The sequence below is a fragment of the Alicyclobacillus sp. ALC3 genome (assembly GCF_028751195.1).
GTDB lineage: Bacteria > Bacillota > Bacilli > Alicyclobacillales > Alicyclobacillaceae > Alicyclobacillus_L.
In genome coordinates this window covers 371,278-397,521 of record NZ_CP066784.1, presented here as the reverse complement: position 1 = coordinate 397,521, position 26,244 = coordinate 371,278, and the positions used below count along the sequence as shown (strand labels likewise).

The following is a 26,244-nucleotide window of genomic DNA, read 5'->3' as shown; positions in this document are numbered from 1 at the left end:
GCGGAGGATACGTGATGATGCGCTGGGTTGCATTTGTGATCACGCTGGTCGGCGCCGGTCTCGGCGTCATATCTGGGACGTTTCAAGTTTCCGAGCACGCTGTGCAAGTGTGGTTGACCTTGGGCTTTTCTGCGCTAGGGGTAGTTTCTGGCGCGCTGCTATTGCTGCGCTGGCGGTTCGCGCCGTGGTTGTTGCTCGCTGCCGCGATACTGGGTACTATTCCCGATGGAATCCTGTGGGAAGGAGCGGGAAGCTGCTTCTTGGTCGGTGCCCTCATTGGGTTTTCGAACCACGAACCAGCTAAGGGGGCGTGACGGTATGATTCATACGTATTACCTGGATTTGATGGAGTTCGTCGGCGGTATTGTCTTTTTGATTGTCTTTAAAGTGTTCATGTTGCTTGGTATGAACAAGTTGTCGGCGGTGTTATCAGACGAACCAGCACAAGAGCCCAAGCCCCGCAAGCCGAGGTTGCGTCCAGATTTGGAGTGGCTTCGGTGGGGGTTGATTGGGCTCTTGACGCTGGCTGCCATCTGGCAGATTCGGCCACGTATGTTGTTTGTCAGTGTGGGACAGCTCGTATCAGTTGGAATGCTTCCGGGGGTTGCGCACTGGTGGGTTGCGCATGCCCTCTGGCTAAATATTTGGTCGATTGTGATTGAGTTGACGTTTGCAGGGGTGTTGTTGTCGTTCCCCGAGTCATTCGCTGTGAGGATTACCTCTGTGGTGTTGCTCGTTTACAGTCTAGGTGTGTGGCTACTCTTGCAAGGGATGGGGCACTTTCTTGGCAAAGAGCCAAGCTTTCTCGGCGGTTCACCGGGAACTGGGTTGTTGGTAGCGGTCTGCTCACTGCCGCTCATCTTCCAAAAAGCAAACTACCGCATGTTTTCCACTCTCAGCTTGGGTGCTTACTGGCTTCTTTTCACGTTGTTTGAATGGCTTCCGTCCAACCACTTTTGGTCAGGGGAAGGGTACACCTTACTCGCAAAACGGGCGCAACAGGCGTTGCCGGGACCACTTGCTAGTATGGTTGCTTCCGTATTCACTGGGTTGAGCCACGGAGCTGTGATTTCGTCGCTAGTGTTTGGTGTCTTATCTCTGGTGATTGCTATCGGGGTAATTTGGCTGCGACACTCATGGTTCTGGGGCGGGTCTGTAATTCTCTCCCTCGCAATCTGGGCCTTTGCTGAAGGGTTTGGATTGGGTGGTGGAACTGCCTTTGCGCTTGGCACAGCCCCGTTTGTGGTCGTACTCAGTTGGCTAGCGCGACCAGCTGCAGAGTGGTCGCGGGCCGTAAGTGAAGGGGTTTCTCATGAATCAGTTTAAACGATTGAGAACGACGTGCGTCGCGCGTCCGGGTTGGAAACGCGCTGCCTATGGACTGACGACTTCCGTTGCAGTTATGGCGCTAGTGAGTGGGTGCGGGATTTTTCCATCTGGCGGGAGTTCACTAGGTTCGTCAGGAACCGTGAATATCGACGCCAACACGCCGCCACGGTATGTGGTGAATGACTATGTGACGAACACCCGTCTTTCGACTTCGTGGCTGCAGACGAACGTAGCCACGAAGACCGTGACGTTATTGGTCAGTTTAAACGCGAATAATCTATCTTTGAACGGGTACAGTCACGGGTTCGCCGATATCGACGTTCCTGTGGGGTGGCACGTGACGGTCAAGTTCACGAACAAAAACGGCCTCGTCCCAGGTAGTTTGATGGTTGTAAAACCGAGTGCACTTGTGTCTGGGAAGCATGCGTCTGCTGCGCTCCAGGGAGCTGCGACAGCATTGCCGTATCAAGGGATTGGTTTGAATCAATCACAGTCGTTCAGCTTTCTTGCAGATAAGGCTGGGACCTATCTGCTGTGGTCTGCTCCGACTGCCGGGTCAGGTACTTGGATGTGGTTTAGAGTGGTAGCAAACAGCAGTTCGCCTGTAGTGAAGGTCAAGCATGTGACCGCTTAGACGGTGGTACGAGTCCCTTCATGGCCGTCCCCGCCAACAGGGCCAGTATGGGGGCTGTGTTTGGATCCGTACTGAGCCCCGAAAAGATGTAGCCGAAGTTCATGCCAAACCACCAGCTGAAAAACAGCCACACGTACAACGCTGCGCGAAGTGCCTGCGGTGCTTTAGGCCAAAGTGCCATGGTAATCGTGGCCGCTGCGAGCAGTAGAGAGAGCAGGAGGTTGGCTGACACGGGCCGTGCAGCGATCCAGAGGGAGAAGGCCATGACCGGGTCGGAGAGTACTGCAGGTTGAGGCTGAAAACCACTGTTGGCGAATATTCCCATCAGGGTGTCGCGGTTCCATTGGTGGTTGAAAGGAACGAGTTGCAAGATAGTACAGGCAGCTAAGTACACGGTCAACGTCCACACGAGGCGCCTCGACGAGCGCCCCTGCGCCCAATCGGGCTGTCGCATCAACAGAAATGCTCCTGCAACCGCGTATAACAGGGCAGACCCCGGAAATCCCCCGTAAAATGTCATGTGCCCTAGTGAGAAGGTGCCCCCGAGTCCCTCTCCGAAGACCCACACTGTAACGCCCCAGAGAACACTTCCGAAGGCCGCCAGTCGCTGGAGAGATGGGGCGACAGGCAGTAGCAGACCGCAGGCGAGGGTCAGTTGAATGGCGACAACAAGCAGATTTACCAGCACGGGAGATTGCCCGTACATGAACTGTGTGAACTTGATGGCTGGCACAGCCCAAGACACAGTGGATTCCGACACTTGTTGCAACAATGACGGCATGACGGAGTTTGGAAGATTGCCGTAAAACGCAGTCTGAAACATTCCAGGCTGCAACTGGAGAATTGCATCGACAACCCACATCACGCCAAGTCCGATACGGAGGAAGCCATAACCGGATTGGTCTTTCAAGGCCACACTGTCAATCACGCGTACCATATTGACTCATCCTGTCTAGCATAGGCTCGGACTCCGACGATGGCGAACGAGCCCATCATCATGACCGCCATGACGATGGCACCAATCTGTTGGTCAGCAATCGGGGTCAGCCAAGGCCAAATGCGTGGGCGTGTGACATAGAACGTGTACCACGGTGAGCGCGCTACAATCATGAAGATGACAAGCGGCATGCCAAGGTTGTAGTTGAGCAGAAGCGCTAACATCTTCTTGCCAGGGGTGAGGTCCCAGAGCGACCGCCACAAGACAAGCGCGACGGCGAAGAAACAGAGGTGTTCGAAGAAGTGAAACGGTTCATTCCGCAGTGCGAAGTCGTACAGGGCCGGGATATGAAAAATCGCGATGACACCGTTAAAGATGAGGGCGGTAATAATCGGCTGCGTTTGATTGCCGGACATGCGTTGCACAAACCGAGAATCGAGTAGGCGCTGAACCATCCAATTTGGCGTTCCGGCAATGTACAAGGGCGCCATGACGACGATTTCGAGCATATGGGCGAACATGTGTACAGAAAACAGGTAGTTGTCCGACACGTAGTCGAGGGGGCCGCCGAACGACAGGTACAAGAGCACACAAGCCGAAACAAATGCGACTAGTTGTCCACTTGTGACCGTCCCGGGACTTCGGTAAAAGCGTCGGAGGGGCCCGTAAGCGGTCAGTAAGTACAGGACAAGTACCCCGGCCGCCACTGCAGCGATTTGCGGACTAATGATATCCATCAGATTGGCAGTAGAAAATATGCCAGGCATAGTGAGCCTCCTTTACTCCAATAACAAAAGGGCCTCCCGAGGGAGTCCGCGACGATGGCGTAACATGGCAATCGCTAAACCGGGCTCCGGTCAATGCGCCACGGAACCCTCTTTCATGTTACCATAGATGGGGACAAAAAAACTAGACTCGGAAGGCAGCTGTCAAGAGCAGCCCCTTACACCGAGATCGCTGTGTCAACTGGGGGCATTCGTGGTGACTTTGTGGCAGTGGACATTTCTTCTCGCGCTTGCGACCTCGGCGGTGGGGTTGATACTGTTCGGAGGTTTTACCTTCCGAATTAAACCCCGTTTCCCATTTCTCCTCGTGACGCTGCACGTCGTGGGGGCGACCGCTACTGTTGTGTTGTTTTGTGTTTTGTTTGCACGGTGGTTGATGCACTATGGCCCGTCACACGCGTATGCGGGTATCGTGCTCTGGGCTTCGCTGATTGTCATTCTGGCGACCTTTCTGTCGGGCCTGTACTTTTACTTTTTCTACAATGCCCGACGCCGGGGACTCGGTTACCGTCTGTTGGTTACGCACTTGGTGATGGCCGCGTTGTCCTTTGTCTGCATTATCGCGAGTGTCGCGGAGCTGTCCGGAACTGGCTTGGTGAAGTCGACCCTGTTTCCAACAAATGGATATAATTTCCACAAGCACGCACATATGCAACAGGTAGGACAGGCTAACATGCGAAAGAGTTAAAGCAAAGGTGTCAAAACTAGAGCTAAAAAGGGCCTCCGCTGGACGCGAGTCGCGCCTAGGGGAGGCCCACCGCTTACAGTCAATCAGTGTAGTGGTATCAGTGAATGACCACCAACTTCATCTCCGTCATCTCCTCAATCGTATATCTTGGCCCTTCACGGCCAATCCCGCTCTCCTTTACACCGCCATACGGCATCTCATCGCTGCGGTAGTTTGAGGTTTCATTGACCATCAGGCCACCGACGTGGATTTCTCGAGCGCCTTTCAACATGACGTCGAGCGATGAGGTGAAAAGTCCCCCTTGTAGCCCGTACTTTGACTGGTTGACGAACGCGATTGCTTCATCGATGTCTTTGTAAGGGTTGACAATGACCAGCGGCGCAAACGCTTCCTCGCAGCATACCTTTTGCCCGAGGTCCACATCCGTCAGAATGGTTGGCTGCACGACAGCGCCCTCACTGATGCCGCCTAGGTGCAACTTGGCGCCTGCATCGACTGCTTCTTGAATCCAAGCGACAGCTCGCTCAGCTTCACGCACGTCAATCATGGGGCCGATGTCTGTCGTCGGGTCAGTTGGATCGCCGACCTTCAACTGCTTGGTTTCAGCAACCAATTCCTTGAGAAAGGTGTCGTAAACATCCTCGTGGACGAAGATGCGCTGAACAGAGATGCAGATTTGCCCGGCGTTGTTGAACGCAGTCCGAGCGCAGCGAACTGCCGCGTGTTTCACGTCGGCGTCGTTGTGGACAATGGTCGCGCTGTTGGAGCCGAGCTCTAGGGTGCAGCGGCGAAGTCCGATTTTGTCTTTGAGGTGTTTACCGACTCCTGGGCTACCGGTAAAGGTGTAGAACGCGAACCCTTCCTCTTCGAGCAGCCACTCACCAACGGTTCGCCCCCCGCCCGTCACCAGGTTGCCGTACCCACGCGGGAGACCAGCTTCCTCCATAAGTTGGCACAAGCGGATTGCGACGAGCGGCGTCGTGCTGGCTGGCTTGAGCACGAAGGCGTTGCCAGCGGCAATAGCTGGCGCAATTTTATGCGCCACAAGATTAATTGGAAAGTTGAACGGTGAGATGGCGCACACGACGCCGACCGGGGTCCGCAACGTGAACGCTAGCTTTCCAACCGGGTCTGTGGTCGAAATCGGCACCATTTCTCCGTGAATGCGCTTGGCTTCTTCAGCCGCGATCGTGAATGTGCGCTGCGCACGGCCGACTTCCGCAAACGCTTCTTTGTATGGTTTGCCGCCCTCTTTGGCGACCAAGAGGCCGAGTTCCTCTTGGTGCTTGTGCAAGAGATTCGCCGTGCCGAGCAGGATTTGGTAGCGCTGCTCTGTGCTGAGCGGGTGTTCCTTCATCGCACGCTGTGCCGCCGTAACTGCTGTGTGAATGTGTTCGCGCGTGGCGTTTGACGTGTAACCGATGACCTCGCCGGTGAACTTGTTTGTTACAGGCGACTGGTCCTGAGTTTGAATCCACTCGCCAGCAATCCAAAGACTCATGCGAGAACGCTCCTGTCTGTATTGTTGTACTTTGTCAAGCGTGAGTGAGCAGGCATGACGCTCCCTACGCCTTCACTGCGATTTACGCGAGTTCAACGACGGATTCGCGGATCGCCTCTGTAAAACGGCTGAGCCCTTCGTTCAGTTCTTCATCCGTGATCACGAGCGGTGCAAGCAGGCGCAGGACGTTGTTGTAGACGCCTGCTTTGACGGTAATCACGCCTTTTTCTAGACACTTTTTGCTGACCTTCGCCACGACTTCCGGATACGGTTCCTTCGTGACTCGGTCCTTGACGAACTCAACGGCGACCATGGCCCCTTGGCCGCGCACATCCCCGATACATTCAATCTCCTGTTGCAACTGACGGAAGTGATTTAGGCTCCGGTCACCCATGACTTGTGCTCGAGCAGACAGGTTGTCGCGCTCCATAATCTCGATTACCTTAAGCGCAGCCGCCGCCGCAAGCGGATTGCCACCGTACGTGCCCCCGAGCCCCCCGACTTCCGTGCTGTCCATGACCTCGGCTTTACCCACGACTCCAGAGATCGGTAGTCCGGCCCCCATGGACTTTGCCATCACGATGATGTCCGGATCGAGACCTTCGTAGTGATCGGTCGAGAACATGCGCCCGGTGCGACCGAAACCTGACTGCACCTCATCGACGATAAACACGATTCCGCGGGTCTTGCAGACTTCTCGCAAACGGGGCAGGTAGTCGGGCGGCGGAACAATGAAGCCGCCTTCGCCTTGGACGGGTTCCAAGATGACCGCTGCGACGTCGTTCGCATCTACATAGGTGTCGAACGCTTTGACCATTGCATCAACACACTCGTAGCTGCAAGCGTCAGGCGTCTGACCAAACGGACACCGGTAGCAGTTTGCGTACGGAAGCCGATAAATCTCTGGGACAAACGGCCCAAATCCAGCCTTGTAGGGATGAACTTTACTCGTCAGCGACATGCCGAGTGTGGTTCGTCCATGGAATGCGTAGTCGAAGGCAATGACTGCTTTTCTGCCAGTGTAACTCTTCGCGACTTTGATTGCATTTTCCACGGCCTCGGCACCGCTGTTCGCTAGCAGGGCCTTAAGAGGGCCGGCAATGGGGGTGATTCGGCAGAGCTCTTCAGCGAGCCGGAGATACGGTTCGTTGAGCGTTACGTGAATACAGGTGTGGAAAAACTGCTCTGCTTGAGCCTTCACAGCCTCAACGACTTCCGGGTTGGCGCTACCGACGTTGAGGCAGCCAATGCCGCCTGCGAAGTCGAGGTACTCGCGGCCTTCACTGTCCCACATGCGGGCACCCTCTGCCTTTGAGATGCAGATTGGGTTCTGCACGGATACACCTTTTGGCACAAACTGATTTCTGCGTTCCAGCCAGTTCGCTGGCTGCACCTCGGTAGGCGACTGTGCGCTAGACAAGGTGAAATCCCCCTCTCGAGTGTTCGCGAACCGACGGCCTGCTCTGCCATCGTTCGTGGCAATCAATTGATAAACAAGAAACGTGCCATGCGTGACGCAGTGAGTGCTAAGGTGACTAGTGGATTTTCAGTCTCTTAAAACTATTCATCTTGACGGGCGGTGCCGCTTCTGATTCAATTTTGACTTGAAGCGTGCTACGGTGATGCAGTTTTGATTCGGTGGTCAGTTACAACCAGAGGCACGTCCTCAGGACTGCGATGGGAGGCTGCGAAAATGGATGTCTCGGTGTTTGATCGACTCGATACTCCGGTTTTGATGTTTGACCGCCAGGGCCAGTTGGTGTTTGCGAACGCCGCCGCAGTCAGTCTGCTCTCTGTTGAGTCGCCGACCTGTCGTTGGCCGGATGTCTACGACGAACTCCCCGATTGCTATTCGTATCGCATCCACTCTGCGATGGAGTCGGAAGAGCGACCAGCGATTGTCCTTGAGTGCTTGCCACCACAAGACCCCGTACTCGCAGAGGAGAACCGAAGACTGAAGGGGCAACTGGAAGAACTAGAGCGCCTGATGCATGAAACTTCGGACGAACTGTTTGTGTCTGACCACGAAGGTCGAGTCGTCTGGGTCACCGACCGCGTGGAGACTCTCTACAACTTGTCCCCGCGCGACATCATTGGTAAAACAGTGTTTGAACTCGAGGCAAATCGGCTGTTTTACCCGTCCGTCACTGCCATTGTGCTGCGTGAAAGAAAGCGCACCACGATTTTGCAAACCGCGTACGACGGTCGCCGCATCGCCGTTACAGGCACACCTGTCTTTGACGACGACGGTCGCCTTGTGCGCGTAATCTCAACGGGAATTGACGTCCGCGACCTCGTCGGCCTCATGCCGACAGCGGTACCGACAGAACAACAGGGAAGCAAGGGACGACGGCGCGGTCCGGCCGCCGTAGAGCCTTGGCGACGATTAGAAGCGGGAGACGGGGCACAGTCGTTCGTCGCAACTTCTGTTTGTATGCACACCTTGCTGCAAAAACTTGAGCGCGCCGCCAAAACAGATGCGACGGTGCTCCTTCTCGGAGAAACCGGTGTCGGCAAGAATCGCCTTGCGAAAGCAGTTCATGATTGGAGCGAGCGCCGATCGGGCCCGCTGATTGAAGTCAACTGTGCGACGATTCCGGAAACGCTGTTCGACAGCGAGTTATTCGGGTACGCCAAAGGCGCATTCACGGGCGCAAACCGAGAGGGAAAGCGCGGTAAAGTGGACGCGGCGAACGGTGGCACGCTGTTTTTGAATGAAGTCGGCGAACTTCCGCTTGGGGTGCAGGCAAAGCTGCTGGACTTTCTTCAAACGCACACGTACACGCCAGTTGGCGGGGTGTACCCGATCGCTGTCGACCTGCGAGTTGTCTGTGCCACTAACCGGGACCTTATGCAAATGGTCCGGCAAGGAACCTTCCGCGCAGACCTGTACTACCGGTTGAATGTCATCTCCCTTCGGATTCCGCCGCTGCGTGAGCGACTTGACGACATTGCCCCACTTGCCACACACTTGGTGTCTCTGCTTTCACAGCGATACAGTCTGGGAGCGATGTCTCTAGCGCCTGATGCGCTGGCGAGTCTGTCGGCTCACACGTGGCCAGGGAACGTCCGCGAGTTGGAAAACGTACTGGAAAGGGCTTGTCTGTACTTGGAGCAAGACCAGGGCTTGTTGCGGGCCGTTGACATTACACCTCTTATTGACCCTGCGGACAGCACGGATGCCGAGACTGGCTTCGCCACTCCGGGCCTGCAGCAAAACGGCCACAGCGGTGGGCGATCGCTAGGGCATTCTGGCGCAACAGCGCCGCGGGAAGTGCAACTGGCGGCAGCCCTCGAACAGGTGGAACGTGAAGCGTATGAACTTGCCGCACAGACCTGCCGCAGCACCTATGAAGTGGCCGCTCAACTGGGTGTTAGCCAGGCTACGGCTGTTCGCAGGTTGAAGAAGTTTGGTTTGCAGGTGCGATAAAATCCATGTCAGAAGGGATAAAGCGGCACTGCCAGGGTAGCCCAGGCAGTGCCGCTCACTTGTCGGGATGGGTTAACCAACGGCTGGGCGAATAGGGGCGGTGGACGGTGCTGGACTGCGCAGGCACCACACGAGGTGCTCGCAGGCGCGAACGGTTTCGGTACCGACACCGAGTTCATCGGCAGCGCGAGACACACCTTTGACGATGGCGTTTACGTCGAGTTCATCGGCTGTGTCAGCGAGGTAGTGCAGGGTCCCAAAGGTTACAGAAATGGCGGCGACGACCGGGTCAAGGCCCAAATTCGCCAATGCGTGCATCACACCGCGACAAGTCTGCAAAATCGTGGACGGGTCGCGATGCAGTGCTTCGACAGCTGCCTTGACGGCAATTTCAGATGCAAAGCGGCTGATTTGGTTTAGTTCCTGGTGGTTGACGTATCCATGCAGGTTGTACACCAGGGAGTCTTGGATCACGGATGCGAGGAGGAAGTCCCCCGACCGTTTCTCCAGTTCAATCATGTGACGCAGATGAGCTTCGAGTTCGGCGTGATTCAGCGGATGGCTCATGGGACCGACTCCTTTCGTGGGTTTTGTTACAAAAATTCAGCAATATCCATGCCAGGTGTTCACCGGAGGGGTCCAGTTGTTGAGTCGCGGTTCCGAACCCGCGGGTTGAGACCTCGTTTTCAATCTTATTTCGCTTCTGTCTGACGCATGCGTCGGCGTTGAATGGCCTGGTATTTGCGACTAACGGTCGACTGGTTAATGCCGAGTGCCTTTGCTGCCTTGGTGCTGGAGTGATACTTTTCCATCGCGAGGCTCACCAGTTCGTCTTCCACTTGTTCGATCGCCTGCTTCAGCGGGACCACCTGCGAGAACCTGCGTGGTGATTGTCCATCCGCCGCGGCGGGACCTTTCATGAGAATCTGTTCGACGACGCTCGCATCGATTACGTCTTCGTTTGCGGAGATGGCAATGCGCTGCACAAGATTTTGCAGTTCACGAACGTTTCCCGGGTAATCGTACGCTTCCAGCAGTTCTAACGCAGAACTCGTCAGGCGCAAGTCACGCTGGTAGGTGCTGTTGAATTGATAGAGAAAGTGGTTGGCGAGAATCCCGATGTCTTCCGTGCGCTCGCGCAACGGCGGGATGTCAATTGGGAAGACATTGACACGGTAAAACAGGTCTTCGCGAAATTTCCCCTGCGCAACTAAATCCGGGAGTGACTGATTGGTTGCAGCAACGATGCGTGTGTCGAATCGAACAGGCTCTGTCGAACCGACCGGGTAAACCTCGCGCTCTTGAATCGCTCGCAACAACTTTGCTTGAATTGCAAGCGGGATTTCGGAAATTTCATCGAGGAACAGTGTCCCCTTGTCCGCTTTCACGAACAACCCAGCTTTGCCGTGCGGGTTTGCGCCAGAAAACGCGCCCTTTTCATACCCAAATAGTTCACTCTCGAGCAGAGACTCAGGGATGGCAGAGCAGTTGATTTTGATCATCGGTGCGTCGCGGCGTTCAGAAAGAGAGTGAATCGCACTCGCGATGACTTCTTTGCCGACCCCAGATTCGCCCTGTAATAGAACCGTCGCTGAGAACGGAGCGACACGTTCGGCCTTCTGCATCACAGCGTGCATCACAGGGCTTGAATAAATCGGCATCAAGCCGTTGACCTGCGTGACTCGTTGGCGCAACTCTTCAAGCTCGCGTTTGTAAGTTTCACGCTGTTTCCGCGTCGACTCTAACTCCCGCTGCAGGCGTGAGAATTCCGTCAGGTCACGGGATGCCAGGATAATCTTCTGCAGTTTTCCGCTATTCGCGAAAACGGGATTTCCGACCGTCAGAACCTGAGCGTCGGCCGAACTGTCCATCATCGATACTTTCCGCTTGTGCTTCTGCACCTCACGAATGACACGGTTGATAATCGACGTTTGTGGCTTGAATTTCGGCAGGGTCTTTCCAATTAGTGTCGGCGGCGGCTGGTCCCACTGACTGGCGACGTAGTTTTCACTTGCCCGAAGAACTTGCCCCAAGCCGTCGACGACCACGATTTCATCGTAAATGGTCGAGAGAATGGCGTTGAGGTCCTCATTCAGTTCCTTGACGGAATCGAGTTCCATCGCCATAGCTTCTGCCGAAGGCAAGTCAGCCAACACCAACGCATAGCCGGTCATCACTTGGTTGTTCACGAGCGGTACGAAGTCGATCAACATCGTGGCCTGATTCGACGAGTAGATAACTTGGTTCAGCAGGTTGTTTTGGGTGCGCATCACGTACTCGAAATACTGCTTGCCGAGCACTTCGTTGAGGCGGGAGTCGGCAAGGTCTTGTGGTGCCATCCGCAAGATTCTATGCGCCTCTGCATTGCTGTTCACAAGTCGGAAGTTGAGGTCGACAATCATCAGTCCGCGCGGGATAGACGTAAATAGGTTGCGCAGCCAAGACAGTTCATCGCCGTTTGATGCCAGAACAGTGTTGAGGAAAAAGTCTTCCCTAAGAATGTACTTTAGTTCGCCTGCTCGGCGAACCAGCGTCACCTCCTGCGACAGCACATCAAGGGCTCGTGCAGTTAGTTGTTCAAACGGCAGAACCGGCAGCGGAGCGCTGTCCGCAAATGCTTCCCAGAGGCCATTGTCCCCTCTCCGGTCCTGCAGGTGAAGCAGCAGAGCGAAGCTTTTGACCGGCACATACTCCCCATTCACATCGAGAAACACGTAGGATGGGCCATCGGCCTTCAACCGCGCTTTGACGACGTCAAGGTCAGTGTTCGAAGTGACGACGATCGGTGTCTGCAGGTCGTCTGCCAGCGCCAACGCGAGAGCTCCCTTCATGCACAGACACATAGGCTATGCGGGTTTGCATGAGTTTTACGAGATAAAAGTATCACACACAGAGCTAAAATTCAATCTTTTTGAATTGGTACGCGAATTGCTAGGCATTGTAGGGTAGAAAGGTTTGTCAGCTTCTGTCGAGGTTCGAGGAGGGATATAAGCTTTCTGCTACCACGTACGTTGTTTCTCGCCAGTCCAGCGCAGGCGTCGGGCTGCACAGAGGTTTTGGCTGCCAAAGTGGCGTGTGACCTGCCGTTGACCTGTCTGAGCGTGGCGCGACTCAGTTCCAGGCGGCGAGAGCAGTGGCCGCGTACAGCAACGGACGATTCCATTCACCGTCATGCACCTTAAGGGAGGGGCTAGTATGCAAGCAAGCAAGGACGAAGTGCTTCAAGAGTCGGGGAGAGTCCTTGGTATGATTCACAACAAGAACCTGACACAGGATGAGCGCAACCGCATTGTTGAAGATTCACTCGAGAACTTTCCAATGTACGTGACGAAGGCGATTCTTGAGCACCGTAAGTCAAGTTCAACAGATTTTTCCGTCGCAGAGTGGGAAGACGAAGGGGCTGTGTTTCGCGACACCAACGGCAAAGAGTACATTGACTGTCTTGGGGGATTTGGCGTCTACATGCTCGGGCATCGGCACCCCAAAGTCGTGGCAGCGGTTCAGAGCCAACTCCAGCGCTATGCACTGCACAGCCAGGAACTGATTGATCCGCTGCGCGGGTATCTCTCCAAGCTCGTCGCGATGATTACACCGGGTGAGCTTCGCCACTCGTATTTGGTCAATTGTGGCACGGAAGCGAACGAGATGGCGCTCAAGCTAGCGCGACTCGCCACTGGCAAGACAGACTTTATCGCAACGATCGGCGGCTTCCACGGCAAGACTTTTGGGTCCTTGTCGGCGACCGGCAAGGCTTTGTTCCGCGAACCATACCTGCCGCTCGTCCCGGGTTTTCACCACGTACCATACGGCGATGCCGATGCGGTCGAACAGCAGATCCGTTCGATTCTCGCTACGGGTGGAACGGTGGCAGGCGTGATCGTCGAGCCCATCCAAGGCGAAGGCGGCGTCAATATTCCGCCCACAGATTATCTGCCGCGCCTGCGCCAAATCTGCGACACCTATGAATGCCTGCTAATTCTCGATGAAGTGCAGACGGGGATGGGGCGCACGGGTCGCATGTTCGGTGCCGAACACACGGGCGTCGTACCTGACATCATGACTCTCGCGAAAGCCTTTGGCGGCGGAGTGGTGCCGATCGGCGCGATGGTCGCGCAGCCAAAGTGGTGGGGCAAGATGGAGGAGAACCCGTTCCTACTGGGGTCTTCGACGTTCGGAGGCAACCCGCTGTGCTCTGCAGGGGCCATCGCAGCCATTAACACCACGCTCGAAGAGGACATTCCTGGTCAGGCGCGTGACAAAGGGCAGTACTTTTTGACGAACCTGCAACGCCTGCAGGAGCGGTACCCAGACGTACTCGCACAGGTGCGCGGTCTCGGCCTCCTGATCGGTATGGAGTTTGTCGACAACAGCCGCGGCTACGCGGTGGCAAGACGCTTGTTCTCCAGACAGGTACTGGTTGGAGGCACACTGAATAATGCGAAAGTCATTCGCATTGAGCCGCCGGCAGTCATCTCCTACGAGCAGATCGACACTGTATTGACCGCGCTTGAAGAGAGCATTGCAGAAGAGTCGAAGGTGGCAGCTGGGGTTCGCTGATGCGATCCTCAGCCCCATAGACGCACAGCAACACATTGCGAGACCCGCATGTCAGCGGGAACTGGATTTCAAGGGGGCGTTGATATTGGCGGACCATGAAGGGCTGTCCAGTAACACCCTGGGTCTGTTTGACTCAGCGGTCATGTCGATTGCCGGCTCAGCCCCGGCGTACTCGATCTCGGCCACTACAGCTGTGTTGATTGCAGCAGTTGGCGTGGAGGCGCCTGCATCGTTGCTGTGGTGCGGCATTCCTATGCTGGGCGTCGTAATTTCGTTCTTGTACCTCAATCGCTGGAATGTGGATGCTGGCGCGTCATACGCGTGGGTCGGCAAGTCGCTGAACGCAAACCTCGGATTTTTGGCTGGGTGGGCACTGATCGTTTCTGCGACAATCTTCATGGTCTCCGGCTCGTTCCCGGCAGGACAAGTCACCTTGGCCATTTTGGCGCCGAAATTACAGAACAGTCTGCTCTGGGTGACAATTGTTGGTGCCATGTGGTTTATCCTCATCGCAATCGTCGTCACCATCGGCGTCCGCATCACGGCTCAGGTGCAGTGGGTCATGTCCACGATCGAGATCATCCTGCTGGTGATTTGCGGCATCACTGCCATGGTGAAGTTTGGTGCGCACCCTGCAAACGCGTTTAGTTGGTCGTGGTTCTCTCCTACAGCGTTCAAGAGCAGCTCGGTTTTTGTCGGTGGCGCTCTCATCGCTACTTTCTACTACTGGGGCTGGGACGTCTCAGCGAATCTCAACGAAGAGACTAAGAACGCGAAGTCCACACCTGGCTTCGGTGCTCTGATTGGCATTATCTTCGTCTTCTTGATGTTTGAACTGTTCACGGTCTCAGCGCAAATGGGCTTGAGCCTGAAGGAGATTAACACTGCAGGAGCCAACATTCTCCAGGTGATGGGCGTCAAGTTGTTCGGCAAGGGCCTTGGGAGCATCATGGCCCTAGCAGTCGCACTTTCGACGATTGCCACGCTTGAAACCACCTTGATTCAAGTGACGCGCACGCTCTTCTCGATGGGGCGCGACGGCGTCATTGCCAGGATATTCGGCAAGACCCATGCACGTTTTAAGACACCCGTTGCTGCGAGTGTGGTGGTTGGCGTGTTTGCGATGCTGCTGTTTGTACTCTCGAACTTCTTGTCCTCTGTCAGCACCGTGTTGACAGACGCCATCAATGCGATTGGCCTGCAGGTCGTGTTCTACTATGCCCTAGCGGCCATTTCGGTGATTGTGTACTACCGCCGCGTGTTGTTTAAGAGTGTTGCGAACTTCTTCTTGTTGTTCTTGTGGCCTGCTGTTGCTGCAATATTCTTAATCGTTGTTGGCGCGTTTGACGTCCCGTCCCTCGGCATTGTCACAAACAGCATTGGTATTGGGCTCATCCTGGTCGGCATCGTGCCGCTGGTGTGGATGCGCGTGAAACACCATCCCGCCTTTTACAGCCACAAACGAGAAGTGTTTGGCCAGGACCATGCTGTAGACGTGGGTGTTCCCCCGATTGATTTGACACCGCTCGGATAACTGTGAACGTCATGTCAGTGCTTCGTGGCAGCGGAGCACTGACATCTTTCGAACAGGAGGAGGACAAAGTGGTGGTGGTCGACCGTTCGAGATTGGCTAGCCTGACGGCACGCGAGCAAAAGTGGTTCAAGAGCCAGCACCCGAAGTCACAAGAACTATTTGAACAGGCGCATGGTTCACTGTACGCTGGCGTCCCAATGCTGTGGATGATGCGCTTCGCGGGTGGATTCCCAGTGTTTTTGGAGGAAGCTGTCGGCGCGCGTGTGGTGGACGTGGATGGTAATGAGTACGTCGATTTCTGCCTCGGAGACACCGGGGCGATGACTGGCCATGCCCCAGCAGCAGTGGCAGACGCAGTTGCGCGTCAGGTTCGCCGAGGCAGCACGGCCATGCTTCCGTCCCGTGATGTCATTTGGCTAGGAAACGAGTTAAAGCGCCGTTTCGGCCTTGCAGCTTGGCAGTTGGCGCTGACTGCAACCGACGCGAACCGGTTCGCCATTCGAGTTGCCCGCGCCGTCACAGGTCGAACGCGTGTACTTGTCTTCAACTGGTGTTACCACGGTACGGTGGACGAGAGCTTCGCCACTTTGCAAGGCGGGGACGTCCTGCCGCGCATCGGCAACCTTGGCTACCCCGTACCTCCTGCTGAGACTACCCGTGTTGTCGAGTTCAACGACGTATCAGCCCTTACGGATGCACTCCAGTCTGGCGACGTAGCGTGCGTCCTCGCTGAACCAGTCATGACGAATATTGGCATCATCCATCCAGACCAGGGATTCCACGATGTGTTGCGGCGCTTAACCAGAGAGACCGGCACTCTGCTCATCCTTGACGAGACGCATACGATTTGCACTGGGCCGGGTGGGTACACCAAGGCTTACGGTCTGGAGCCGGATTTGCTCACGATTGGCAAGCCAATCGCGGGAGGCGTCCCGGCGGCCGCGTATGGCATGTCGCTTGAAGTGGCTGCTCGACTGAGCGAGAAACTAGAGGTCGAAACCTCTGACACGAGTGGACTCGGCGGTACTCTCGCGGGCAACGTACTGTCTGTAGCGGCTGCGCGGGCGACACTAGAACATGTGTTGACTGAGGCGGCGTTTGAACACATGACTGCGCTTGGCCAACGGTTTGCCGATGACGTTGAAGGAGTTATCAAGCAAGCCGGTCTGCCCTGGCACGCGACCCGACTAGGGGGCAGGGTGGAGTACTTGTTCCAACCACATCGTCCGACAAACGGTACGGCTGCTGCCGCTGCCTGGGACCACGACCTTGATCTGTTTATGCACCTGTACATGCTTAATCGCGGTGTTCTCATGACACCGTTCCACAACATGGCCCTGATGTCTCCGGCAACCACCGCACAGGATGTGGCGCGACACACGGCCGTGTTTACCGAAGCGGTGGAAGAACTGCTCGGTTGAAGGCGGGTCCGTTTCACACGTTACAGTCACATCACGAATGGGAGGGTGCGACATGACAAAGACCTACGCGAGTTACATCAACGGTGAGTTTGTCGACACAGCTAAACACTTTGCTGTCATTAACCCAGCTACGGGTGAAGTCATCGCTGAAGTCGCAGAGTGTGGGGAGGCAGAACTGAACGCAGCGGTCGCAGCAGCGAAGCAGGCGTACCCAGCTTGGCACGCGCTAGGGCCGGTGGGGCGCGCTGAACTCCTGCTCAAGTGGGCAGACATCATGGCAGCGAGAGCGGCGGAGATTGCGGAACTGGAGACGGCCCAAACTGGCAAACCAATTGTCATGACAGAGTCGATGGACGTGCCGTTTTCGATTGACAACATTCGCTTTTTCGCAGGTGCCGCGCGCGTGGTCCCCGGCCTCGCCAGCGCGGAGTACACGCCTGGCCACCTGAGTTCCATCCGGCGCGAACCGATGGGCGTTGTCGGGCTCATTTCGCCGTGGAACTACCCGCTGAACATGGCGGCCTGGAAGCTTGGCCCGTCGTTGGCGGCCGGGAACACGGTTGTCATGAAACCGGCCAGTCTGACACCGCTGACGACGATTGAGATGGCCCGCGCCGCGGCTGAGGCAGGTATCCCTGCAGGGGTTCTCAACGTCGTCACCGGCCCGGGGCGTGTGGTCGGCGAGGCACTGGTGAACCACCCAGATGTCCGGATGATCTCGCTCACTGGCGACACCGCTACAGGTAAGCGCATCATGGCACAGGCTGCAGGCACTGTGAAGAAACTGCACCTCGAGCTCGGCGGCAAGGCGCCGTTCGTGGTGTTCGCTGACGCAGACATGGACGCCGCAGTGCAAGGTGCCGCGGTCGGCGCGTTTGTCAACTCAGGCCAGGACTGCACTGCTGCTACGCGCGTGTACGTTGAGCGGGCAGTCTACGAGGAATTTCTCGACCGCATGACAACGCGTACCGCACGAGTGAAGGTCGGATTGCCGATGGACCGCGACACAGAGATGGGCAGCCTCATATCGGTCGAGCACCGGGATCGCGTTGCCGGTTTTGTCGAGCGCGCGCGGCAGGCAGGCGCAACAGTGCTGGTCGGTGGCTCCGCACCGGCTGACCCTGAGCTCGCAGGGGGAGCCTACTACTTGCCGACACTGATTGCAGGTGTCGCACAGGATTCGGAAATCGTGCAACAAGAAGTGTTCGGACCGGTCCTGGTTGTACTGCCTTTCGATACCGAGGACGAGGCCGTTGCGCTCGCCAACGACGTCGTGTATGGACTGGCGTCATCGGTCTGGACGCGCGATGTCTTCAAGGCTAACCGCGTCTCCGGGCAGATCGAGGCGGGCACAGTGTGGATTAACGACCACATTACGATTGTCTCGGAAATGCCGCACGGTGGATACAAACAGAGTGGCTTTGGCAAAGACATGTCGGCGTACGCGCTCGAGGACTTTACGCAAATCAAGCATGTCATGGCTGACGTCACTGGCAAAGTCGTGAAGGACTGGCACTTCATTAAGTAATGGCTGAAAGTAATGGCTGAAAGTAATGGCTGAAAGTAATGGCTGAAAGTAATGGCTGAAAGTAATGGCCGATCGATTGACACATAGGTAATGAGCGGGCGGGCCGGTTGGCCCGCCTTTGCGTTTGGGGACACAGATTATCACGTCAGATTAGAACACATAGAGAAGCTGCGTAGTTATTTTGCACTAGTACGGTTGGACTTAGAAATGGATGATCTGTATCTGTGCTCTGCGACCATGTGGACGTTAGAGTGAAAGGAGAGTGTTCGTCAGAACGGGAGTGGGGCTAATGAGTCACAGTATCATCGACGCGCCACCAACTTACTCGATTCCATACACCACTACAGCCACTAGAGAAGTGTCAAAGACGCCGACGGCGAACGAACAGGTGTCCAGACCGAGTCAACCTGAATCGCCGCACAATCATCGTAAAGAATGGATTCGGGATGTTGTCATCGGCATGGCGGACGGACTCACTGTGCCGTTCGCGCTGGCGGCTGGCCTCGCTGGCACGCTGTCCACCACTGCGCTCATCATTACAGCCGGCCTGGCGGAAATTGCCGCCGGTTGCATTGCCATGGGGCTTGGCGGATACCTCGCCGTCAAGTCTGACCATGAGTACTTCGTTGCCCAGCGGATACGCAAGGAACAACAGGTAATGTACGCGGCGGACGAAGAGCGCCGGAAGTTAGCAACATTGTTGGCTGGTTGGGGGCTCCCACATGAACAGGTGGAAGCTGCGGTAGAGTCAATTTCGGATGACCGAGAGCAGTGGTTGGACTTCATGATGAAGCACGACCTGGGGCTGGAAATGCCTCGCCCAGAACGCGCTCGCAACAGTTCCGTGACGATTGGCGCCTCGTACGCGGTGGGTGGACTGGTGCCGCTGTTGCCCTACATGTTTCTTCCCGACCCGAAGACGGCTTTGCTCATCTCCGTCTTTGTGACGCTCATCGCTTTGTTCATTTTCGGCTTCGGCAAAGGTAAGTTTCTCGGCACTAACGCCTTTCGTAGTGCGCTTCAGACCACGGTGGTCGGAGGAGTTGCCGCCGCAGTAGCCTACGCGGCGGCGAGGTGGATCGCCTAGTTCTATTGGTTGCCCGCGTAGTCTTTTCTTGCCGGAGAAATGCATCGCCTGCATCTGGTTGGCTGGCAGAGCAATCCGTAAGGTTTGAGTGAATCAATTTCGGTCGAACGCGCAGCTTTGGCTCTGGAACGAGTAGCGGCAGTAAAGGGGTGGCGTACGTGTCGAGAGTCATACTGCGCGACGGGCGTGTATGTGAATTCCGGACGCTCTGCGACACTGATGAAGACAGACGGCTTTTGAAGGACTTGTTTCACCGCGTGTCAGCACAGAGCATGTACTATCGGTTCTTTCACGCCACCAGAGATGTTCCAGATGAGTTCCTGCAGCAACTGACCGAGGGAAATGGGCTACAACGCCTAGGCATCGTCTGTCTATCGGCAGACCGCGCCATCGCGGTCGGGTCTTACACTGCCGAAAGCCCATCTGCCGCTGAAGTGTCAATGCTTGTCGAGGATACGTTGCAAGGACGAGGAGTCGGAACCTTGTTGCTGGAGCACTTGGCTGAACACGCCTATCGACATGGGTATCGGCAGTTCGTCGCAAGAGTTCTCAGTGACAACCAGAAGATGATCCGCATGTTCGCGACTAGCGGGTATGAATTTGCGACTGCTCGGCATGGGACGGAGGTAGAGTTCGTCCTGCCGCTCACACAAACCGAACGTCAGCAAGCGATGCAGGCGGCTCGTGAAAAGCTTGCCACGGTGACATCTCTGCTGCCGTTTCTGCAACCACGCACTGTGGCTGTAGTGGCTGCCGACCCTGGCGCTAGAAATCTCCGCGATACTTTGCTCGCACACCTGCGGTCGAGTTGGTACACAGGACGAGTCTTTTCCGCCCGTAGTGAGAGCTGTAAAGGGGATGCGACAGCGACGCTCGCCGCACTGTCTGAACCCGTCGACCTTGCTGTACTCGTTGGAACGCCTGAGCGCATCTTGCACTTGGTCGATGAGTGCTCTGTCGCACACGTCCGTGGAGTCGTCATCGCGTCACCTGGTTTTGCAGAGCACGGACAGACAGGGGAAGACATAGAACGTAAAATTGTCCAAAAACTGCGGGCTGCCGGGATTCGGTTGCTCGGGCCGAACTCACTTGGGCTTCTCAATACGGCGTCGGAAATTCGTGCAAACCTGAGTTTTGCCGAGTCTCTTCCGGAACAGGGTGACCTCGCCATTGCGAGTCAGTCTGGATCGCTTGGTTTGGCCATGATGAGGTACGCGAGTCGCATTGGTATTGGCGTTTCCAGCTTTGTCAGCATGGGGAACAAGGCGGACATCTCGGGCAACGATTTGCTGCAGGTGTGGGAGGATGACCCGAGCACGCGTATCATCGCGTTGCACTTGGAGTCATTCGGAAACCCTCGCAAGTTCGCTCGCATTGCTCGCAGGGTCACGAGAGAAAAGCCCATTCTTGTCGTCAAGGGCGCTCGCTCCAGCACTGGGGCACTCGTGTCAGAGTCGCGACAGCCAACGCTGGCCGTGAGCGACCGACTGGTGCGCGCGCTGTTTGAGCAGACCGGCATTCTCCAGTTGGACAGTGTTCAAGAATTGCTCGAAACAGCCGCCCTATTGTCAATGTCACCGCTTCCGGAAGGCCGGCGCATTGGCATCGTCAGCAACACCGCGGGTGGAGCAGTTCTGGCCGCAGATGCACTGCGCACGCACGGTCTTGAACTTGCTGTCCGGCCAACAGACCTAGGGTTCAAGGAGTCTGGTGCTGGATATGAGGCGGCGGTTACGGCGTATTTGAACAACCCGAATATCGACGCTGTGCTCGTGATATTTGTCTGCGTGGGATTTGCCGATGAGGCGAATGTGCTCGAGCACGTGAGTGCTGCCGTTCGCAGCTATCATCAGTCGCATCGGATGCAGGAAAGGGCCCCATCCCGCAACAGCTCAACTCTGCCGAAACCGATTGTAGCCATTGTCATGACGGACGAGATGGAGGTTCGCTACGTCTACGCGGATGGCGACCGGATTCCTGTCTACCCTTTTCCGGAGCAGGCCATCCGCGCACTGGCTCGAGCCACGGACTACCATGATTACCTGCGGTGCCCCAGAGGTCATCTGCCGGATTTAGATGGATACGACCGCGATACTCTGCAAGCTTTGGTTCGCCGGTTCGCGAACTCTGGTCGCCGGGAGATGAATTCAGCAGAGATTCAGCCGTTGCTCAGTGCAGCTGGAATTCAGGTCTCACCTGTGGTCAGCGGGTCGATACCCCAAGTTTCTCAGCTGCAACTTTGGGTTGAATGTATGGAGGACGCGTGGTTTGGACCTGTGCTCCGCGTAGGTTGTCGAATTGAACCGCCTCCGTCCGGTGCTGACATCTTGCGAATCTTACCCCTGACAGATCTTGATGCAAAGACCGTGGTCAGTGGACTCGAAGAGCAATGGACAGCGGGCGGCGTACTCACCTCAGGCCACCCACTCTCCGAGCAGCAACGGTTGGCGTTGCGCGCGTTGCTGCTGCGCGTGTCTCGCTTGATGGACGAAGGGCTTGGGATAGAACAAGTGACGCTTGGTCACGTCGTGGTTTCGGCGCAGGGAGCGCCCTTTGTACTCCATGGACACTGTCGTTTGCGTGGTGACTGGGTCGTGCGTTCAAGTGTCTAGTTGAATTGTATCCCACACACGCTGTCGTCCGTTCGTACTAGTCCAGTCGGTCACTACAAATCATCCAGGTGGTTCTGTTGTCCATGGCGGAAAATTTGTAGATTGAGGGTACAGGGTGCCGTTGATCGCAGGTGCCTGTACCCTCACTTTGATTGTAAAGGAGCGAGATGAAATGAAGAAAATCTTGCTAGCCACTGACGGATCCAACTCCTCGGTCGAAGCAGGCCGCCAAGTTCGCTCATTCTTGACGGCGTTCCCTGAGGCGCAGCTGTTGGTGGTGTATGTCATAGCGCCGATGGCGTACTCGTTTGACACTGGCACAATTCTACCGGACATCGAACGACACGAAAGAGAAGCCGTAGAAGAAGCCCGCGAGTCTTTCGTGCAAGTGTTTGCTGATGACCCACGAGTTCGCTTCTTCACATCACGTGGAGTGCCAGCAAATGTAATCTGCGACCTGGCCGACAAAGAGCAAGTCGACCTGATCGTTGTTGGCAGCCACGGCAAAGGTTCGGTACAAAGAGCGTTGCTTGGCAGTGTCAGTCAAGCCGTGGTGCGGCACGCAACGGTTCCGGTGCTCGTGGTGCGCGGCCAGCGCAACAACGACGCCAGTGCATCCTGAGTTTGGCGCACACTGGCCCAGAAGCACTGTCATCTCAGCGCTTCTGGCAAATGAGGGAGACTGGAGGATGAACCATGCTGCACTTTGTCGCTTGCATTAAGCAGGTACCAGACAGTCGCGAGATCCGCATTGACCCGAAGACGAATACCATGATTCGCCTAGGCGTTCCCGCGATTGTCAATTATTTTGACACTCGGGGTGTCGAAGCCGCGATCCAACTGAAAGAACAATTCGGCGGTCGCGTGACGGTTATCACGATGGGGCCGCCGACAGCAGAGCAGGCACTCAAAGAGTGCATCGCGATGGGGGCGGACGAAGGTGTCTTGGTCACTGACCGAGCCTTTGCAGGGGCGGATACGTTAGCGACCTCGTATGTCGTGGCGAAGACGGTAGAAAAGTGCGCCGAAACCTGGGGGCCGGTCGACATCGTCTTCTGTGGCAAACAGACACTTGACGGAGACACGGGGCAGGTCGGGCCGGGTGTCGCGTGCCGTCTCGACTGTGAACAGCTGACGTACGTCGAAGACATTGAGGAGCTTGACCCCACACAGCGGACGATCACTGTCCGTCGCCACTTGGAAGACGGCGTACAACGAGTCAAGGCGGAACTTCCTGTCCTGATTACAGCACTTGCTGAATTGAATCAGCCCAGAAGAGCCAGCCTGCCAGGTGTTCTGCGGTCCGTACGGTACAAACCCGTTGTGTGGACCACGGCCGATTTCCCTGATCTGGACCGCAACAAAATCGGCTTGCGCGGGTCGCCGACGATAGTTAGTAAATCTTGGGTTCCGGAAGCCCGTCAGGTGAACACTGAGATGATTTCGGGGCAGACGCTCGGGGAGACCGTTGACAAGTTGCTGGAGCGCCTGGATGAAAGCCACGTGTTCGAGGCGCTTAACCAGGTTTGAGGGGAGTAGATGCAGATGGAGGCACGACCGCAGAAGAAGGCGGTAGGTCTGCAACCGGAGAGCGAAGTCGACTGGCGTGCGTATCAAGGGTTGTTGGTAGTCCTCGAACAACGAGATGGAGTCGCCAAAAACGTATCGTGGCAGTTGCTTGGTGAAGGCCGCCGACTTGCCGACCAACTTGGAACTGAACTCTTGGCGCTCGCTATCGGCCACCACGTAGATGATGTGGCGCGGCAGGCGATTTATTACGGGGCAGACCGTGTGTACGTATGTGACCACTTGGAACTTGAACAGTACCGCACGCGGCCGTACAGTCGCGTATGTCTGGAAGTGATCCACGATTTCAAACCCGAGATCGTGCTGTTTGGTGCAACGTACACCGGGCGCGACCTTGCTGGTGCCATCGCCACGCACTTGCCGACTGGACTAACAGCAGACTGCACACAGCTTGAAGTCGACGAAGACCGCTTGCTGCACGCGACGCGTCCCGCGTTTTCGGAAAAGCAGATGGCCACTATTCTCTGCAAGCAATTTAAACCGCAGATGGCGACGGCTCGCCCTGGCGTGTTTAAGGCGTTGGCGAAAGATGAAACACGGACTGGTGAAATCATTCACGTACCTTATCCGCTCGAAAACCAGGTGATGAATGCGCAGGTCCTGCAATTTGTCGAAGACACAAACCGCATTGACCTGGAAGCTGCGGACGTCATCGTTGCAGGCGGTCGGGGGGTAGGAGGACCGGAAGGATTTCAACTGCTACAAAAGCTTGCAGACGTCCTCGGCGGAGTTGTCGGAGCTTCGCGCGTAGCCGTTGAGGCCGGTTGGATTGACCATCCACACCAGGTGGGACAAACGGGATCTACCGTTCGACCCAAGCTTTATATCGCTGCTGGCATTTCGGGAGCTATTCAGCACGTCGTGGGGATGCAGAATTCGGAGTCCATCATTGCCATCAACAGCGATCCTGAGGCCCCAATTTTTCAAGTCGCACAGTACGGGATTGTAGGGGACTTGTTCGACGTCATCCCGGCGCTTACTGAGGCATTTCGGGCGCGGCTTGCACGAGGAGAGGAGTTGACGGCCAGTGGCGGACGAACGGTTTGATGTGATCGTAGTTGGCGCAGGGCCCGCTGGTACTGCTGCTGCTTTAACGATGGCGCGCGGAGGACTGAAAGTAGCACTGATTGAGCGTGGCGAGTTTCCAGGAGCGAAGAATATTTTTGGCGGTGTCATTTATCGCCAGCAAGTGGAAGACCTAGTCCCTGAGTTTTGGAAGGAAGCACCACTGGAGAGAAACGTCATTGAACAGCGGATGGCGCTGTTGTCTGACGACGGTGTCGTGACCGTTGGGCATAGGAACGAACGGTTCAAGAATCCGCCAAACTGTTGGACGGGTCTGCGCGTGAAGTTTGACCCCTGGTTTGCGGGCAAGGCGCAAGCCGCGGGCGCTGTGCCGGTGTACCAGACGGTTGTGACCGAGATTTTGAAACAGGGTGAGCAAGTCATCGGCGTCCGAACAGACCGCGAGGACGGTGACCTGCTGGCAAACATAGTGATTCTCGCCGACGGGGTGAACTCGCTGCTTGGCAAACAGTTGGGTGCGCACCGTGAGTGGCGACCGGATGAAGTGTCGCTCGCCGTGAAGGAAGTTATCCGGTTGCCCAAAGAGAAGATTGAAGACCGCTTTAACCTTGAGAGCGGAGAAGGGTGCACGATTGAACTGATCGGTGGCACGATGGACATGGCAGGACTCGGATTCCTCTACACCAACAACGAGACCTTGTCGCTTGGTGTCGGTGTTATGGTAAACGACCTGCGCAAACGTCACATCAAGCCTTACGAAGTACTCGATGCGATGAAACAACATCCTTACATCCGTAAACTCATCGCTGGCGGTGAGACGCTTGAGTACTCAGGCCACCTGATTCCGGAAGGTGGTTTTACATCCCTCCCGCGCGTTTCCGGTGATGGCTGGATGATCTGCGGCGATGCGGCGCAGATGGTCAACGCCGTACACCGCGAGGGTACGAACCTGGCCATGACTTCTGGACGCCTTGCCGGAGAAACAGCAATCGAGGCACACATGCGTGGCGACTTCTCCTGCGGAATGCTCGAGGACTATGACAAATCCATTAAGGACTCGTTCGTACGCAAGGACTTGAAGAAGTATCGCGGAATGCACGGGTTGATGACAGAGGGAGACCCGGAGCGGCTGTTCCGCACCCTGCCTGACGCAGTGAACGAAGCAGGCTACCAGTGGCTTTCCGTGGACGCGAAGACGAAGAAGGAAAAGCAGAAAGAGGCAATGCGCACGTTGATTGCAGCGACAGGCGGTCGCTCGGACTTGATGCGGCTCGCCATGCGTGGATGGAGGGCGATGAACGGATGAGCGGGACACTCGAGCAACGTCTCTATAGCATTCGCTACAAGACAGCAGAGAAGTCTCATCTGACTGTCCGCGACGAGTCAGCGTGTCTGACCTGCGACAAAGATTGCAACTTCTTCTGCCCAGCCGATGTGTATTTATGGGATCCGGAGCGAAAGCAATTGAATGTAGCCTACGAGAACTGCATCGAGTGTGGAACTTGTCGGCTGGCATGCCCGAGTGAAAACATCGAGTGGGTGTACCCGACAGGCGGTTACGGGATTACGTACAAGTTTGGCTGAGGAG

Annotated in this window: 22 protein-coding genes; 16 read left to right on the top strand and 6 right to left on the bottom strand. The window is 56.1% G+C overall.

Annotated elements, in window-relative coordinates; all coding sequences use genetic code 11:
• Positions 1 to 14: 14 nt before the first annotated feature.
• The 3 genes from JC200_RS01850 to JC200_RS01840 are packed head-to-tail and all read left to right on the top strand — an operon-like array spanning position 15 to position 1,963.
• Positions 15 to 314, top strand: a complete 300-nt coding sequence (locus JC200_RS01850) for a hypothetical protein (RefSeq protein ID WP_274434482.1) — start codon at positions 15 to 17, stop codon at positions 312 to 314.
• Positions 315 to 318: 4 nt separating this feature from the next.
• The gene (locus JC200_RS01845; RefSeq protein ID WP_274434481.1) at positions 319 to 1,326 is read left to right on the top strand and encodes a hypothetical protein; all 1,008 of its coding nucleotides are present in this window, start codon (positions 319 to 321) and stop codon (positions 1,324 to 1,326) included.
• Positions 1,313 to 1,963: a sulfocyanin-like copper-binding protein gene (locus JC200_RS01840; protein WP_274434480.1), complete on the top strand. Its 651-nt coding sequence runs from the start codon at positions 1,313 to 1,315 to the stop codon at positions 1,961 to 1,963. The genes JC200_RS01845 and JC200_RS01840 overlap by 14 nt, the downstream gene beginning before the upstream one ends.
• On the opposite strand, the gene JC200_RS01835 is transcribed toward JC200_RS01840, so the two are convergent.
• Both JC200_RS01835 and JC200_RS01830 read right to left on the bottom strand, forming a co-directional pair.
• Positions 1,944 to 2,900, bottom strand: a complete 957-nt coding sequence (locus JC200_RS01835; protein ID WP_274434479.1) for a hypothetical protein — start codon at positions 2,898 to 2,900, stop codon at positions 1,944 to 1,946. The two genes, JC200_RS01840 and JC200_RS01835, sit on opposite strands and share 20 nt — an antisense overlap.
• Positions 2,888 to 3,667 carry a cytochrome c oxidase assembly protein gene (locus tag JC200_RS01830; RefSeq protein WP_274434478.1) on the bottom strand — a complete coding sequence of 260 codons (780 nt, stop codon included), beginning with the start codon at positions 3,665 to 3,667 and terminating at the stop codon, positions 2,888 to 2,890. Before JC200_RS01830 ends, JC200_RS01835 begins: the two co-directional genes overlap by 13 nt.
• A 214-nt stretch (positions 3,668 to 3,881) precedes the next feature.
• Here JC200_RS01830 and JC200_RS01825 point away from each other — a divergent pair, with 214 nt between their 5' ends.
• Positions 3,882 to 4,373, top strand: a complete 492-nt coding sequence (locus tag JC200_RS01825) for a hypothetical protein (protein WP_274434477.1) — start codon at positions 3,882 to 3,884, stop codon at positions 4,371 to 4,373.
• A 97-nt stretch (positions 4,374 to 4,470) separates the two neighbouring features.
• Here JC200_RS01825 and JC200_RS01820 read toward each other — a convergent pair whose 3' ends face one another.
• Complete coding sequence (locus JC200_RS01820) at positions 4,471 to 5,874, bottom strand: aldehyde dehydrogenase family protein (protein ID WP_274434476.1); 1,404 nt, start codon at positions 5,872 to 5,874, stop codon at positions 4,471 to 4,473.
• 82 nt (positions 5,875 to 5,956) lie between these two features.
• Entirely contained in the window at positions 5,957 to 7,294 is a 1,338-nt protein-coding gene (gabT, locus tag JC200_RS01815) for a 4-aminobutyrate--2-oxoglutarate transaminase (protein ID WP_274434475.1), read from the bottom strand.
• A 273-nt stretch (positions 7,295 to 7,567) separates the two neighbouring features.
• Here gabT and JC200_RS01810 point away from each other — a divergent pair, with 273 nt between their 5' ends.
• A complete protein-coding gene (locus tag JC200_RS01810) occupies positions 7,568 to 9,304 on the top strand; it encodes a sigma 54-interacting transcriptional regulator (protein ID WP_274434474.1) in 1,737 nt (578 codons plus the stop codon).
• Between the two features lie 72 nt (positions 9,305 to 9,376).
• On the opposite strand, the gene JC200_RS01805 is transcribed toward JC200_RS01810, so the two are convergent.
• A complete protein-coding gene (locus tag JC200_RS01805) occupies positions 9,377 to 9,871 on the bottom strand; it encodes a hypothetical protein (protein ID WP_274434473.1) in 495 nt (164 codons plus the stop codon).
• A 125-nt stretch (positions 9,872 to 9,996) separates the two neighbouring features.
• Positions 9,997 to 12,135, bottom strand: coding sequence for a sigma 54-interacting transcriptional regulator (locus JC200_RS01800; protein WP_274434472.1), 2,139 nt, complete (start codon positions 12,133 to 12,135; stop codon positions 9,997 to 9,999).
• A gap of 364 nt (positions 12,136 to 12,499) precedes the next feature.
• Here JC200_RS01800 and JC200_RS01795 point away from each other — a divergent pair, with 364 nt between their 5' ends.
• From JC200_RS01795 to JC200_RS01745, 11 genes are all read left to right on the top strand, one after another.
• Complete coding sequence (locus tag JC200_RS01795) at positions 12,500 to 13,861, top strand: putrescine aminotransferase (RefSeq protein ID WP_274434471.1); 1,362 nt, start codon at positions 12,500 to 12,502, stop codon at positions 13,859 to 13,861.
• 85 nt (positions 13,862 to 13,946) lie between these two features.
• Positions 13,947 to 15,395 (top strand): APC family permease, encoded by a 1,449-nt coding sequence (locus JC200_RS01790; protein WP_274434470.1) that lies wholly within the window; start codon positions 13,947 to 13,949, stop codon positions 15,393 to 15,395.
• Between the two features lie 68 nt (positions 15,396 to 15,463).
• Positions 15,464 to 16,816: a transaminase gene (locus JC200_RS01785; protein ID WP_274434469.1), complete on the top strand. Its 1,353-nt coding sequence runs from the start codon at positions 15,464 to 15,466 to the stop codon at positions 16,814 to 16,816.
• Between the two features lie 52 nt (positions 16,817 to 16,868).
• The gene (locus JC200_RS01780; protein WP_274434468.1) at positions 16,869 to 18,344 is read left to right on the top strand and encodes an aminobutyraldehyde dehydrogenase; all 1,476 of its coding nucleotides are present in this window, start codon (positions 16,869 to 16,871) and stop codon (positions 18,342 to 18,344) included.
• 289 nt (positions 18,345 to 18,633) lie between these two features.
• Positions 18,634 to 19,431, top strand: a complete 798-nt coding sequence (locus JC200_RS01775) for a VIT1/CCC1 transporter family protein (RefSeq protein ID WP_274434467.1) — start codon at positions 18,634 to 18,636, stop codon at positions 19,429 to 19,431.
• Positions 19,432 to 19,589: 158 nt separating this feature from the next.
• Positions 19,590 to 22,043 (top strand): GNAT family N-acetyltransferase, encoded by a 2,454-nt coding sequence (locus JC200_RS01770; RefSeq protein ID WP_274434466.1) that lies wholly within the window; start codon positions 19,590 to 19,592, stop codon positions 22,041 to 22,043.
• A 172-nt stretch (positions 22,044 to 22,215) separates the two neighbouring features.
• The gene (locus JC200_RS01765; RefSeq protein WP_274434465.1) at positions 22,216 to 22,665 is read left to right on the top strand and encodes a universal stress protein; all 450 of its coding nucleotides are present in this window, start codon (positions 22,216 to 22,218) and stop codon (positions 22,663 to 22,665) included.
• 74 nt (positions 22,666 to 22,739) lie between these two features.
• Positions 22,740 to 23,573 carry an electron transfer flavoprotein subunit beta/FixA family protein gene (locus JC200_RS01760; RefSeq protein WP_274434464.1) on the top strand — a complete coding sequence of 278 codons (834 nt, stop codon included), beginning with the start codon at positions 22,740 to 22,742 and terminating at the stop codon, positions 23,571 to 23,573.
• A gap of 15 nt (positions 23,574 to 23,588) precedes the next feature.
• Entirely contained in the window at positions 23,589 to 24,677 is a 1,089-nt protein-coding gene (locus JC200_RS01755) for an electron transfer flavoprotein subunit alpha/FixB family protein (RefSeq protein ID WP_274434463.1), read from the top strand.
• Positions 24,658 to 25,962: an FAD-dependent oxidoreductase gene (locus JC200_RS01750; RefSeq protein WP_274434462.1), complete on the top strand. Its 1,305-nt coding sequence runs from the start codon at positions 24,658 to 24,660 to the stop codon at positions 25,960 to 25,962. Before JC200_RS01755 ends, JC200_RS01750 begins: the two co-directional genes overlap by 20 nt.
• Positions 25,959 to 26,240, top strand: a complete 282-nt coding sequence (locus JC200_RS01745) for a ferredoxin family protein (RefSeq protein WP_274434461.1) — start codon at positions 25,959 to 25,961, stop codon at positions 26,238 to 26,240. The genes JC200_RS01750 and JC200_RS01745 overlap by 4 nt, the downstream gene beginning before the upstream one ends.
• The last annotated feature ends 4 nt before the right edge of the window (positions 26,241 to 26,244 follow it).

What these genes read in the sequence shown, in the direction of transcription:
- JC200_RS01840 (WP_274434480.1), top strand. Translation starts at nt 1,313, where the DNA reads ATGAATCAGTTTAAACGATTGAGAACGACGTGCGTCGCGCGTCCGGGT.
- JC200_RS01850 (WP_274434482.1), top strand. Translation starts at nt 15, where the DNA reads ATGATGCGCTGGGTTGCATTTGTGATCACGCTGGTCGGCGCCGGTCTC.
- JC200_RS01780 (WP_274434468.1), top strand. Translation starts at nt 16,869, where the DNA reads ATGACAAAGACCTACGCGAGTTACATCAACGGTGAGTTTGTCGACACA.
- JC200_RS01745 (WP_274434461.1), top strand. Translation starts at nt 25,959, where the DNA reads ATGAGCGGGACACTCGAGCAACGTCTCTATAGCATTCGCTACAAGACA.
- JC200_RS01800 (WP_274434472.1), bottom strand. Translation starts at nt 12,135, where the DNA reads ATGAAGGGAGCTCTCGCGTTGGCGCTGGCAGACGACCTGCAGACACCG.
- JC200_RS01765 (WP_274434465.1), top strand. Translation starts at nt 22,216, where the DNA reads ATGAAGAAAATCTTGCTAGCCACTGACGGATCCAACTCCTCGGTCGAA.
- JC200_RS01835 (WP_274434479.1), bottom strand. Translation starts at nt 2,900, where the DNA reads ATGGTACGCGTGATTGACAGTGTGGCCTTGAAAGACCAATCCGGTTAT.
- JC200_RS01775 (WP_274434467.1), top strand. Translation starts at nt 18,634, where the DNA reads ATGAGTCACAGTATCATCGACGCGCCACCAACTTACTCGATTCCATAC.
- JC200_RS01830 (WP_274434478.1), bottom strand. Translation starts at nt 3,667, where the DNA reads ATGCCTGGCATATTTTCTACTGCCAATCTGATGGATATCATTAGTCCG.
- JC200_RS01795 (WP_274434471.1), top strand. Translation starts at nt 12,500, where the DNA reads ATGCAAGCAAGCAAGGACGAAGTGCTTCAAGAGTCGGGGAGAGTCCTT.
- JC200_RS01760 (WP_274434464.1), top strand. Translation starts at nt 22,740, where the DNA reads ATGCTGCACTTTGTCGCTTGCATTAAGCAGGTACCAGACAGTCGCGAG.
- JC200_RS01810 (WP_274434474.1), top strand. Translation starts at nt 7,568, where the DNA reads ATGGATGTCTCGGTGTTTGATCGACTCGATACTCCGGTTTTGATGTTT.
- JC200_RS01845 (WP_274434481.1), top strand. Translation starts at nt 319, where the DNA reads ATGATTCATACGTATTACCTGGATTTGATGGAGTTCGTCGGCGGTATT.
- JC200_RS01820 (WP_274434476.1), bottom strand. Translation starts at nt 5,874, where the DNA reads ATGAGTCTTTGGATTGCTGGCGAGTGGATTCAAACTCAGGACCAGTCG.
- JC200_RS01805 (WP_274434473.1), bottom strand. Translation starts at nt 9,871, where the DNA reads ATGAGCCATCCGCTGAATCACGCCGAACTCGAAGCTCATCTGCGTCAC.
- JC200_RS01755 (WP_274434463.1), top strand. Translation starts at nt 23,589, where the DNA reads ATGGAGGCACGACCGCAGAAGAAGGCGGTAGGTCTGCAACCGGAGAGC.